This window comes from Lysinibacillus sp. (assembly GCF_032093475.1).
Classification (GTDB): domain Bacteria; phylum Bacillota; class Bacilli; order Bacillales_A; family Planococcaceae; genus Lysinibacillus; species Lysinibacillus irui.
Window position 1 is genome coordinate 1 of the sequence record NZ_DAMDAY010000122.1, and the last position, 13,444, is coordinate 13,444.

General features: G+C 36.6%; 10 protein-coding genes and 1 pseudogene. 10 read left to right on the forward strand and 1 reads right to left on the reverse strand.

Annotation, left to right across the window (positions count from 1 at the left end):
- The first annotated feature begins 398 nt into the window (after positions 1–398).
- The 5 genes from RT445_RS19570 to RT445_RS19590 are packed head-to-tail and all read left to right on the forward strand — an operon-like array spanning position 399 to position 7,856.
- Positions 399–1,724 carry a nucleotide sugar dehydrogenase gene (locus RT445_RS19570; RefSeq protein ID WP_313471367.1) on the forward strand — a complete coding sequence of 442 codons (1,326 nt, stop codon included), beginning with the start codon at positions 399–401 and terminating at the stop codon, positions 1,722–1,724.
- Positions 1,725–1,740: 16 nt separating this feature from the next.
- Complete coding sequence (locus tag RT445_RS19575) at positions 1,741–3,174, forward strand: polysaccharide deacetylase family protein (protein WP_313471369.1); 1,434 nt, start codon at positions 1,741–1,743, stop codon at positions 3,172–3,174.
- Positions 3,171–5,039, forward strand: coding sequence for a glycosyltransferase family 2 protein (locus tag RT445_RS19580; RefSeq protein ID WP_312505871.1), 1,869 nt, complete (start codon positions 3,171–3,173; stop codon positions 5,037–5,039). Before RT445_RS19575 ends, RT445_RS19580 begins: the two co-directional genes overlap by 4 nt.
- On the forward strand, positions 5,036–6,787 hold the full coding sequence (locus RT445_RS19585; protein ID WP_312505870.1) for a polysaccharide deacetylase family protein: 1,752 nt from the start codon (positions 5,036–5,038) through the stop codon (positions 6,785–6,787). The genes RT445_RS19580 and RT445_RS19585 overlap by 4 nt, the downstream gene beginning before the upstream one ends.
- A 22-nt stretch (positions 6,788–6,809) precedes the next feature.
- Entirely contained in the window at positions 6,810–7,856 is a 1,047-nt protein-coding gene (locus RT445_RS19590; protein WP_274794271.1) for a glycosyl hydrolase family 18 protein, read from the forward strand.
- Between the two features lie 28 nt (positions 7,857–7,884).
- Here the strand turns inward: RT445_RS19590 and gltC are convergent, their stop codons facing one another.
- Positions 7,885–8,787 carry a glutamate biosynthesis transcriptional regulator GltC gene (gltC, locus tag RT445_RS19595; RefSeq protein WP_274794270.1) on the reverse strand — a complete coding sequence of 301 codons (903 nt, stop codon included), beginning with the start codon at positions 8,785–8,787 and terminating at the stop codon, positions 7,885–7,887.
- A 523-nt stretch (positions 8,788–9,310) separates the two neighbouring features.
- Between gltC and sufC the strand changes: the two genes are divergently transcribed.
- The 5 genes and pseudogenes from sufC to RT445_RS19620 form a co-directional block, all read left to right on the forward strand.
- On the forward strand, positions 9,311–10,090 hold the full coding sequence (gene sufC / locus RT445_RS19600; protein ID WP_396631737.1) for a Fe-S cluster assembly ATPase SufC: 780 nt from the start codon (positions 9,311–9,313) through the stop codon (positions 10,088–10,090).
- A gap of 18 nt (positions 10,091–10,108) precedes the next feature.
- Positions 10,109–11,416, forward strand: coding sequence for a Fe-S cluster assembly protein SufD (sufD, locus tag RT445_RS19605; protein ID WP_274794269.1), 1,308 nt, complete (start codon positions 10,109–10,111; stop codon positions 11,414–11,416).
- The gene (locus RT445_RS19610) at positions 11,416–12,645 is read left to right on the forward strand and encodes a cysteine desulfurase (RefSeq protein WP_274794268.1); all 1,230 of its coding nucleotides are present in this window, start codon (positions 11,416–11,418) and stop codon (positions 12,643–12,645) included. Before sufD ends, RT445_RS19610 begins: the two co-directional genes overlap by 1 nt.
- Positions 12,635–13,060 (forward strand): Fe-S cluster assembly sulfur transfer protein SufU, encoded by a 426-nt coding sequence (gene sufU, locus RT445_RS19615; protein ID WP_274794267.1) that lies wholly within the window; start codon positions 12,635–12,637, stop codon positions 13,058–13,060. Before RT445_RS19610 ends, sufU begins: the two co-directional genes overlap by 11 nt.
- Before the next feature lie 95 nt (positions 13,061–13,155).
- Positions 13,156–13,444, forward strand: a pseudogene (locus tag RT445_RS19620) (Fe-S cluster assembly protein SufB); the annotation flags it as partial.

Sequence of the window (13,444 nt, forward strand, 5' to 3'; positions counted from 1 at the left end):
CGGCGATTAAGGGGATTTTTAGAATTGTAGAAAGAAAAAGTTTTCTAAACAAAGTATTTTTATTTTACAGTTAATGGTTAATGTAAAAGTATTGTAAATGGATATTTTTATAATGATAAAACGGTGTATTTATTTAAATGATAGGTCTTTAATACCGAGAATGTAATTGTTTAGAAATTGTTCAGTTTCAATTAGTACTATATAAACGTTAATAAATTTATTTTGAATGATATGTAATCCTACTGATCTATTTCGACTAAAGAGACATATGTAAGTTTGAATGTTGAAGGGGGCTTTTTACAAAGAATGACTGGAATTGAACCATTACTTTATGGAATACTTTCCTCGGTTAAAATAACGAAAAATTGAAAAACAGATTAATTAAAGGAGTAATTTTAATGACAATCGAAACGAAATCACTGAGTACAGCTTTATTGAAAAAAATTCAAACAAAAAAAGCAACAATTGGAGTGATCGGACTTGGCTATGTAGGTTTACCGTTTGCTGTGGAAATGGCTCAAAAAGGATTTAAGGTTATTGGCTTTGATAAGAATCAAGAAAAAATCAGACAGTTGCAAAATGGTGAAAGTTATATTGCTGATTTACCGAGAGAAAATATAGAGCAAACAATCGAAAGTAAACAACTTGAAGCAACTAAAGATTTTTCTATGCTTTCACAAGTAGACGTTGTGATTATTTGTGTACCTACACCTACTACTGCTGATGGGACACCTAATATTTCATATATCGAGGAAGCAACGCATGCTATTGGACAAAATATTAAAGCGAATACGCTAGTTATTCTTGAAAGTACGACTTACCCTGGGACAACAGAAGAAATGGTCCAGCCTATTTTACAAAAATATGGTTTTGCTATTGGTCATGATTTGTTTTTAGCGTATTCACCAGAACGTGTTGATCCAGGAAATAGCACCTTTTCCGTGTCGAATACACCTAAAGTCATTGGGGGAATAACAGCCACATGCCTAGAATTATCAAAAATTTTTTATGAAACAGTCCTTCATACACATGTGTGTACTGTGACAAGCCCTAGAGTGGCTGAAATGGAGAAATTACTTGAAAATACTTTTCGCCAAATTAATATAGCCCTTGTAAATGAGTTAAGTCAGATTTGCTATAAGATGAACATTGATATTTGGGAAGTTATTGATGCAGCTTCTACAAAGCCGTATGGTTTTATGCCATTTACACCAGGGCCAGGAGTGGGAGGACATTGTATTCCAGTCGATCCCAAATATCTACTATGGGCTGGGCAACAACATGGTATCTCTGCAACGTTAATTGAAGCAGCTGATAAAATCAATGACTCAATGCCCAACTTTGTAGTCGAGAGACTAAGTAATTACTTACGTATTCAAAATAAAGAGCTGTATAGAGCCAATATTGTTGTCATTGGTGTCACTTATAAGCCTAACATAAATGATTCACGTGAATCGCCAGCACTTCATGTTATTCAACAACTACTAGATAAACAATGCCAATTAACGATCATTGATCCTTTTATACAAACATTCTCTATCGAACAATCGCATTTCGATACGGTTGCATTAACAGCACCAATAATCCAACAAGCAGATGCAGTATTAATTTTAACGAATCATTCAACTATTGATTACTCTTTAATTGATCAACAAGCTTCTTTAATTTTTGATACACGCAATACCCATTTTTTGTTCGAAAATAAAAATTATTACAAATTATAAGGGGAATTCATAGGAAATGAAACTACTAAAACTATGTGGTCTGCTCATCATACTATTCTTAGCGGGATGTCAGACAGCGACCCAAGAAACGATTCATCCCATCGATTCTTCTATAGAGGTTAAAAAATCTGATGGAAGTAAAAGTGATGTAATCAGTCATGCCAATATTGTAGTGCCGAAAGTATCGTTAACATTTAATGGCTTAGCAGATAACGACACGATGAAGTTGCTATTAACGAAACTAGATGATTCGAATATGAAGGCTACCTTTTTTCTGGACGGAATGCGTGTTGCTCAGGAGCCAGAGCTTGTGAAAGATATCTTAAAAAGAGGACATGAGGTGCAAAACGGTACATTAACATTTCCAGATGTATCGACCTTGAATTATGAGCAAACGTATGAAGAAATTATGTTAACCAATCAAATTTTTGAAGAGCATTTAGGCTATACACCAAAATTTGTTCGTAGTCGTTCAGGCGACGTTACCGATAATATGCGCTTAGCAGCTAAGGCGCTTGATATGAAAGCTGTTATTGGATTATCTATTAACCCACTTGATAGAAAAATGCAAAGTGCTCAGGAGCTGATTAATTATATCAGTAAATATATTGATAGGGGCTCTATTATTCATCTCAACACATACATTAATCCAGCCATTATTGATGCAATACCATTATTAGCTCAATTAGCTAAAGAACGCGAGTATACTATTACTACCTTAAGTGATCTATTAGATGAACGTTATTTAACAAAGTCAGTGGAAGAGATTGCTGGATATGATGCTGTTAGTCCCAATTTAAATTATGAGCAAGTCCAGCCAAAATTATATTATCGAAAAGAGACAACCAAAAAGGAAATAGCTATCACTTTTGATGATTGGGCACATGAAAAAAGAGTAAAAGAAGTGTTGGATGTATTACGTAAATATAATATCAAAAGCACTTTTTTCCTAATAGGAAGTGGAGTAGAGAAGAATCCGCAATTAGCGAAGATGATTGTAGAGGAAGGACATGAGGTAGCAAGCCACTCCTATTACCATTTAGATGTTACAAAGATGACACCAGAAGACTTACAAGCGGATTTAGTGAAGGCACATCAGGCATTAACCTATGCATTACAAGAGCCGCCACTTCTTTATTTCCGACCAGCTCAAGGAATCATGGATGAACGAACAGCTAAAATCATTACTGCTGCGGGAATCAAAACGATTGCTATGTATGATATCGCTTCTTTTGATTGGAATTTAGATTACTCAGCACAAGATATTTACGACCGGGTGATTTCTAGAGTTGCGCCCGGAAAGGTCATTGTTATGCATATCCTAGATGGGACAAACACGGTAGAAGCACTTCCACTCATCATTGAAAAACTTCTAGAAGATGGTTATAGCTTTAGCAAAATGTCAACTTGGATTGAAGAAGATTCAAATAGGGATGTGAATGAACAATGAAAACAAAAAAAGAGATCTTAACGATACCACGCTCTGACCGTAGGATTCTTTCAAATATTCCCGATCCCGAAAATGTAAGGAGCCTTGTGAATCGTCGTGGAGCATCCTATCAGAAAGAGGAAATTGATCCGACAGATGTGAATGAAATTTATCGACTTCAACAATTGAGTTTACGCTACGAAACTCATTTTGAGGTTCATATTAAAAGGGCAAAACGCCAAGTGAGCGTAGAAAAACTTTATGCAGAGGATATTTCGGTAACGGGTATCCTCGTTTACTCTAATCAACCTCATCAATTTTTAATAGATGAAATTTTAACAATGAATTTCACTATACCGGGTGGTGCAATGCCTGAGGGCTATGAAGCTAAAGTGAAGTTAAAGGCTAAGGTTGTCCGTTATTTTACAAAAGAAGTGGATGGAGAACTACGTTATTATGCTGCCTGTGAATTTTTACAGCCTTTAAACGAATATATGACAAAAAAACGTTGGGGCATTTCTATTTTTATGGCCAGTTTATTTTTATTGGTCGTATCGCTTATTGTCATGTTAATGAGAGCAGAAAGTGTGATTTACTTTAGGTTTAATAAATTTTTATATCTTTATAGTATTATTGCAGCAACATTTCTATTAAGTAGATATTTATTTGGTATTTTTTATAAAAGTGTACCGATCAATCCGAAGTTTGAACCAGGTGTCTCCATTATTATCCCAGTCTTTAATGAGGAAGAGTGGATTCACCGCACGATTTCTAGTTGTATCAATCAATATTACCCAGTGGATAAATTAGAAGTAATCGTTGTTGATGATTGTTCAACGGATCGTACAGAGGAAAAGGCAAACGACATGATTAACCTTATTCATCAGGAGGGTGAAAGATTTAAGACGAATGATCGATTAAAGTTTTATAAGCTTCCGCAAAATGGTGGGAAAAGGGAAGCGTTAGTTGCGGGTGTTCATCAAGCAAAGCATGATTTAGTTGTTTTTGTGGATTCAGATAGTTTTTTAGAACCACATGCAATCCGCAATTTAGTACAACCTTTTCAAGATCCTAAAATGGGCGGTGTGGCTGGTCGAACAGAGGTTGAAAATAAATTTACGAATGCGCTAACTAAATTACAAACGGTTCGTTATTATATTGCCTTCCGTATCATGAAAGCAGCTGAATCATGGTTTGATACGGTTACTTGCTTATCAGGACCACTAGCCTGTTACCGAAAAGAGCTAATTTTAAAAAATGAAACAGCTTGGCTTAATCAAAAATTTCTTGGTCAGCCAGCAACTTTTGGTGATGACCGTAGTATGACGAACTATATTTTAAAAACACATCGAACAGGCTATCAGGACAATGCCATTTGTTCGACAATTGTTCCATCTGACACAAAAGTTTTTCTATCCCAGCAAATGAGATGGAAACGTTCTTGGCTTCGAGAATCATTGCGCGCATTTTTATTTATGTGGAAAAAAGAACCGTTTATGTTCCTTTTCTTCATTATCGGTTTAATTGTGCCGATTGCAGCACCGATTGTCGTTGTTTATAACTTAATTTATGTACCAGTCATGTATGGTATTTTTCCTACAACGTTTTTAATAGGTTTACTATTAATGGCCATGCTAATGAGTTTGGCTCATCTATTCTTTAGAAAAAGTAAACTATGGGGATTTGGTTTTATCTTTGTCCTTTATTATGAATTTATTTTGCTATGGCAGATGCCAGTTGCTTGGGTGACTTTTTGGAAATCTACATGGGGGACAAGGGAAACACCACAGGATGTTCTAGCGAAGGAAAAGAAAATGGAAAAGCAAAAATTACGAAAATCCCGATTTTCGATGTTGAAAATTAGAAAAAAGGGTGAGAAGGAATGAACGGAAAAAGTGTAGAGCTTCAGCCAGCTAAAAAAAATCGTCGGAAAATCATTCGTTCGATCGCTCAATTAATTATAGTAGTATTGTTAGCTGTCATTTTAATTAAAGCTGTTTTTCTAACAGAGAAAAGAGGAGCTGAAACAGTTCCATTAAATAATAAAGAGGGTTTTATTGCCCTTTCCTATTTTGGCGTCAGTAGAAATGAATCACCTAAATATGTGTCTAAAAAGAATTTAGAAGAACAATTAACTTTGTTAGAAAAACAAGGGTATCAAACTATTACTCAAAAGGATATTTTAGACTTCTATCAGCATGATAAACCATTGCCGGAAAAAGCTTTGTATCTATCATTTGAAGATGGTCGTACAGATTCTAGTATTTTTGCTCAAAATATTATGGAAAAATTAAATTATAAGGCAACGATGTTTACGTATGCCAATAAAATGGATACAACCGATAATAAATTTTTAAAGCCTAAAGATTTAAAGTTGATGGAAAAAAGTGGTTATTGGGAAATGGGCTCCAATGGATATAGGTTAACTTATATTAATATTTTTAATGATAAAGGACAGTCCTTAGGCGTCATCGATGAAAACAACGTACCGAATAAAACAACAATAGAATACTATAATCACTATTTAATGGATTTTATTCGTAATCAATATATGATACCAAGTGAAACTCGACAAGAGATGGAGGCTCGAATTAAGAAGGACTACAATTTAATGCAGGATATCTATCATGAAGAGCTGGGGGAAGTCCCTAAAGCCTACGCAATTATGCATGCAAACTCACTTTATAACAATATGGATCCTCTCGTGGAAAGTGTCAATAACAAAGAAATTAAGGACAAGTTTCGTATGCATTTTAATCGAGAATTAGGGGCCTACAATGATAAAGAGGCAGATCTTTATAATTTAAGCCGATTACAAGTATCGCCATATTGGTCAACCAATCATGTGATGATGAAGATCAGACAGGCCAGTAGACAAAACGTACAATTTAAAATAGGAGATCGGGAAGTAGCTCAACACTGGGAAGTGATAAATGGTGCGGCAGAATATGAAAATAATGAGATCACCTTAACTTCAGCTCCATCAAGTGAAGGCAGAATTCTTCTAAAGGAGCAACTGCCAGATCAATATAATGTGAATTTTGCGTTTAAAGGGAATGTGGTTGGCCAACAAGCTTTCTATGTAAATTATGATGAAAAAACAAATAGTTATTTACGAATTGCACTAGTCGATAATGAGATTGTAATAAGTGAAAAATTACCAGGCGGGGGAATTGTCGAAAAAGAACGCTTTCCCTTAAATGAAATTAAGTGGAATGAAGAAGAATACGCATTTAATAAAGCAACAGTTTACACTTACCATGATACGCAAAAAGGGTCACGTATAGATGAAGAAGAGTACCCAAGAAACCTAACGGAAAAAAGAGTATTTAACATTGCTATAAATAAGGATAAAATAGAAATAGATGTAGATAATGTATTATCCGAGACCGTTCAAATAAATCCGAAATTACAAGGGGCACAGATTGGATTTGGTGCGTTGTACAGTAATAAGAACACTTCACATGAACAGTATGCAGATGATATTTACGATACATTAATTGAAGATATTTTGATTACAGATAAAAACGATCAAACTATTTTTACGAACCAATATACGAATTTCGAGAAGGTTAAGTATAAATCCACTGCGTTATTTAATCATGTCGTTGATTTCTTTATCGAGACCTTCTAAATCGGGGTGAAATTAGAGTCAAGTGAAGAACATTATGTTATTTATTTGTATTGCGCTACTATTTATTACAGCTTGTAGTAATAGTAAAGAACAGCCAGCTAAAGCAAAGGAAGAATTTAACGATAAGGAGAAGCTCCGATTATCTATTTGGTTACCAGAATGGCAAAATAAATCCGCCATGAAAGATGTGGAAAATTCTCAACTTGGATTACAAGATATACGTGTTTTTGGCGCATATTTTAATAGCAAGGATGAACTATTGTTAACAGAAAATGCCGTAGATATGTTGCAAAAGACCAAGCAGCAATTTAATGATTCCCATCATGTGATCCTAACACTCATCAATGATTATGTAACAGAGAATGCCCCATCTGTTCAAAAGGATAGCACGCTTTTGCATAGATTATTGCAGGATTCCTCAGCAAGGCAAAAGCATATTGGAAATATTTTGCGGGTTGTGGAACAATATCAAGTAAATGGCATTGAGATTGATTATGAAAAGGTGGCTAAAGATGACCTTCAAAACTATATCCTATTTTTAGAAGAGCTTTACCAAGAGCTTTCCAAAAAGGATGTTACATTGCATGTTGTACTCGAACCACGCTTTCCTTTTGATGTGAAATTGCCAGATGGACCTCACTATACAGTAATGGCCTATAATGTTCATGGTTATCACAGTGGGCCAGGTGCTAAAGCTACTTTTTCTTTTCTAGATGATTTAGTAACAAAAATAAAGAAGTCTAATCAAGATTTAGCTATCGCCTTTGCCACTGGAGGTTTCGATTGGGTAGCTCAGGGCAAAACAGTCGCTTTAACAGAGCTTGAGGCCGAACAATTACTAGCCGATAGAAAAGCAGCTAAGCAGCGTGATCAAGCAAGTGGAGCCGTTTATTTTTCATATGTAGATGACAATAATGTCAGCCATGAAGTTTGGTATGCTGATCAAGAAACGCTAGAAAAATGGGTTACTTACGTACAGAAGAAAAGCTATCATGACGTTGTATTATGGCGTGCAGGAGGCTTAGGAGAGAAAACAATAGAATGGATTGCTGAGCAATCAACAGAATAATAAAAAAATCGCCCAAAAGGCGATTTTTTTATTGGAATTGGGAAAGGCGGGAAAAGAAGTTTTTCACAAAATCTAAAAATATGACTTCTGATGGTGCGATTTCTCGATTAACAGGGGAGATAATACCAACTGTTCTAGGTATTGTGGGAGATTCAATCGGAACCTTGACAGTAAATCGAGCGGCAGAATCATAAAGGGAGCTTTCAGGTAATAGGCTAACACCTATGCCAGCAGCCACTAATCCTTTTAGTGCATCTAAATCTTCCCCTTCAGAAATTACATTTGGCAAGAAGCCAGCAGCTCGACAAGCGTCCATCGCGACTTTATGTAAAATATAGCCATCGGGAAATAATACAAATAGATCATTTCTTAACTCTGCAAGCTGGATACTCTCTCTTTTAGCTAATGGGTGATTGGCCGGTAAAAGAGCAGCAATATTTTCAGTAAACAGGATTGTGGATTGAATCGATTCGTCCTTTGGGGGAAGAGGACCCAGAAAGGCTAGATTTAATTCTCTATTTTTGACAGCATCAATCAAAAATCGGTAAGATCCTTGTCGCAGTTGGAATTGTAAATCAGGAAATTCTCGTTTAAAGGCTGATATAACGGTAGGAAGGACATAGCTTGCCAAACTTGTTGGAAATCCAATTTTAATCGAGCCTTTAGCAGGATCAAGATATTCTTCCACCTGTTTGGCAGCAAAATCAATAGCCTTTAATGCTGTTATGGTATGTTCTAGAAACGTCTTCCCTATAGGGGTTAATTTAACATTTCGTCCAACACGCTCGAATAATGGAGTACCTAACTCATCTTCAAGATTGGCGATTTGCCGACTAATGGCAGATTGGGCTACATGGAGATGCTCGGCGGCTTCTGAAATATGCTCACGTTCAGCAACTTCTACAAAATAGCGTAATTGACGTAACTCCACTAATAATTCACCTCTATTAATCTAATTATAAGATTGATTTTACCTTAATTATATATTATTTAAGATGAAAAGTGATTGGTAACGACAAAATAAAAGTTAAAGTAGCATGCTATCTCGTAGGATAGTTTGGGATAGTAAAGTCTCAAAGAAACATCATATAAATATCTTCTTTTATTGATTCCATTTTAATGAAATAGGTTATAGTATAGATATGTTGTTTATGCATATTTGTCACAAAACCGCTACAATTAGCACTTTCCAAGAGGTTTTCACTATGTAGCTAGATGAAATCGATTCTCATTTATGGCTATTTTATTGAAAATGAAGAAAGTCCATTCTCATTATCTAGTTCAAGTAGTAATAATCTGAAAATGCTTACAAAGCCTTTATTTTTCAAGATTTTATTTAAGAAGTAGGAAAGTAATTGAAATGGTTTGCATAGAGAACGATTTTCAGTTAAGATTAGAATGATGATAATTAAGGAATGGTTGACCCATTCACTGAACACTATGGAGGTATTTTCATGTCAACTTTAGTAATTAAAGATCTTCACGTTGCTATCGACGGGAAAGAGATTTTAAAAGGCGTAAATCTTACAATTAATACAAATGAAATTCACGCAATCATGGGACCAAACGGAACTGGTAAATCAACACTAGCTTCTGCTATTATGGGTCATCCTAAATATGAAGTAACTTCAGGTACTGTTGAGCTTGATGGTGAAAATGTACTTGAAATGGAAGTGGACGAGCGTGCTCAAGCGGGATTATTCCTGGCTATGCAATATCCATCTGAAATTGCAGGTGTAACAAATGCTGACTTCTTACGTTCAGCCATTAATGCACGTCGTGAAGAAGGCGATGAAATTTCATTAATGAAATTTATCCGTGAATTAGATAAAAATATGGAATTCCTAGAAATGAATGAAGATATGGCTCAACGCTATTTAAATGAAGGTTTCTCTGGCGGTGAGAAAAAACGTAATGAGATTCTTCAATTAATGATGATTAAACCAACATTTGCTATTTTAGACGAAATCGACTCTGGTCTTGATATCGATGCACTTAAAGTAGTATCAAAGGGTATCAACGCAATGCGCGGTGAAGGCTTTGGCTGCTTAATGATTACGCACTATCAACGTCTATTAAACTACATTACTCCAGACCATGTACACGTAATGATGCAAGGACGTGTTGTTAAATCTGGTGGTGCAGAACTTGCACAACGTTTAGAAGCAGAAGGTTATGACTGGATTAAAAAAGAATTAGGTATCGAAGAAGAAACAGAAGAACAAGAAGCATAAGAGGGAGGACGAACTAGCATGACAGTGGAACTTAACTTGCCTGTAACAGTACAGGACGTGCGCTCGTTCTCAGAAGCAAATGGTGAACCAACTTGGTTTACAGAGCTTCGCGCGGCAGCACTAGACAAAGTAACTGGTTTAGATTTGCCAAAACCAGATAGAACTAATATTACAAAATGGGATTTCATGAACTTCCCAACATTTACAGTTCATAGTGAGGCATTCCCTTCATTGGACGCTTTACCTGAAGAAGCAAAAGGTTTAATTGACCTTGAAGCACAGGAAAACCTATATATTCAACGTAATAATACACCAGCTTACATTAAGACATCACAAGAGCTTGCAGATAAAGGTGTTATTTTTACCGATATCTTTACAGCAGTTCGTGAACATGGTGAGCTTGTACAAAAATACTTTATGACTGAAGCAGTTAAAGTGGATGAGCATAAGTTAACAGCACTTCATACTGCACTTGTTAATGGTGGTGTGTTTGTATACGTACCAAAAAATGTAGTTATTGAACAACCACTTCAAGTTGTTTTCTTAAACGATAATGCAGAAGCTTCACTATACAACCACGTGTTAGTAGTAGCAGAAGCAAACTCTGCTGTAACATATGTGGAAACATATATTTCTACAGTGGAAGAGGCAAAAGGCCAAGCGAATATTATTGCGGAAGTTGTAGTCCAAGATAATGCTCAAGTAACATACGGTGCGGTAGATGTCCTTGCAAAAGGCTATACAACATACGTAAATCGTCGTGCACGTTTAGCCCGTGATGCTAAAGTTGACTGGGCTCTTGGTTTAATGAATGACTCAGACACGATTTCTGAAAACATTACGCATTTAATTGGTGACGGTTCTCATGCAGATACTAAAACAGTAGTGGTTGGTCGTGGAGAACAAAAACTTAACTTCACTACAGAGGTTCGTCATTGGGGTAAAAACTCTAACGGGCATATCCTAAAGCATGGTGTCATGAAGGATGCAGCACAATCTATCTTTAACGGTATTGGCTATATCGAGCATGGTGCGACAAAAGCTGATGCACAGCAAGAATCACGTGTATTAATGCTATCAGAAAAAGCTCGTGGGGATGCAAACCCAATTCTCTTAATTGATGAAGATGATGTAACAGCAGGACACGCAGCGTCTGTTGGTCGAGTAGATCCATTACAGCTTTACTATTTAATGAGTCGTGGTATCTCGAAAGCAGAAGCAGAGCGCCTTGTTATCCATGGATTCCTTGCGCCAGTTGTTACGCAATTACCAATCGAAGGCGTTCAAAAGCAACTGACGGAGGTTATTGAAAGGAAAGTTCGCTAATGATGAATAAAGACATTAAAAGCTATTTCCCAATTTTGAATCAAGATGTAAATGGGCATAGACTTGTTTATCTTGATAGTGCAGCGACGTCTCAAAAACCTGTTCAAGTGATTGAGGCCATTAAGGCTTATTATGAATTTGATAATTCTAATGTACATCGTGGTGTGCATACATTAGGAAACCGTGCTACAGATAAATATGAGGGTGCACGTGAAAAGGTTCGAAAGTTTATAAATGCTCAATCAACACAGGAAATTATTTTCACACGTGGTACAACAACAGCTTTAAATACAGTAGCATCAAGTTATGGACGTGCAAATGTTGCCGAGGGTGATGAAATTGTCATTACGCAAATGGAGCATCACTCCAATATTATTCCTTGGCAACAGCTAGCTAAAGAGAAAAATGCGACATTGAAATATATTGAGCTAGAAGCAGATGGCACGATTAGTCTGGAAAAAGTACGTGCGACGATTACGCCTAACACAAAAATCGTTTCGGTATCAATGGCCTCAAACGTACTTGGAACAATTAATCCCATTAAAGAAATTGCTCAAATTGCACATGCTAATGGAGCGGTTATGGTTGCCGATGGTGCTCAAGCTGCCCCACATATGAAAATTGATGTGCAAGATTTGGATGTCGATTTCTTAGGTTTCTCTGGGCATAAAATGTGCGGTCCAACAGGAATAGGTGTACTATATGGTAAAAAGGAACACCTTGAAAAAATGGAGCCAATTGAGTTTGGTGGCGAAATGATTGACTTTGTTGGGCTTTATGAGTCAACGTGGAAGGAATTACCGTGGAAATTTGAAGGTGGAACGCCTATTATTGCAGGTGCAATAGGTTTAGGTGCCGCTATTGATTTCTTAACTGATATTGGGCTAGATAAAATTGCGGAGCATGAGCATAAGCTTGCGGGCTATGCAATGGATCAGCTTGAAACAATCGACGGTTTAAAAATTTTCGGCCCACGTGACCCAATGAAGCGTTGTGGACTTGTGACATTTAACTTAGATGATGTACATCCACATGATGTGGCAACGGTGCTTGACATGAACGGTATTGCTGTTCGTGCAGGACATCATTGTGCACAGCCACTAATGAAATGTCTTCAGCAAGTAGCGACAGCACGAGCAAGCTTCTATCTGTACAATACAGAGGAGGATATTGACCGTTTAGTCGCAGGGTTACGTTCTGCGAAGGAGTATTTTGGCGATGTCTTTTAATAATTTAGATCAACTATATCGTTCAGTTATCATGGATCACTATAAAAATCCTCGTAATAAAGGATCTTTAGAAGAGGATGCTGTAACGATTGATATGAACAATCCAACTTGTGGCGACCGTATTCACTTAACATTGAAAGTGACAGACGGTGTTGTAGAGGATGCGAAATTTGACGGTGAAGGCTGTTCAATATCTATGTCCTCTGCATCGATGATGACACAGCTTATCAAAGGGAAGAAAGTAGAGGAAGCAGTAGAGCTTTCCGATATTTTTTCTAAAATGATGATGGGCGAAGAGTACAGCGATAAATATGACCTTGAGGATGTTGAAGCACTGCAAGGTGTATCACAATTTCCTGCACGTATTAAATGTGCGACATTAGCTTGGAAAGCGATGGAAAAAGGTGTGAAATAAAACTTACTTCCTTGTTGCCTGAGTGAAAGCTACAAACTTTCACTCAGGGCAAGAATTGTACAGAAAAATACAGCTCAATGAACGGAGGAGAAACGATGGCTAAAAAAATGCCTGATATCGGCGATTACAAATACGGATTCCATGACAAGGACGTATCAATTTTCCGTTCAAAACGTGGTTTGACTGAAGAAATCGTCCGTGAAATTTCTAATATGAAACAAGAGCCAGAGTGGATGCTTGAGTACCGCTTAAAAGCACTTGAAACTTTTTATACAAAACCAATGCCACAATGGGGTGGCGATCTTGGGGATTTAGATTTTGATGAAATTACGTACTATGTAAAACCATCAGAAGCAACACAACGCTCATGGGATGAAGTACCTG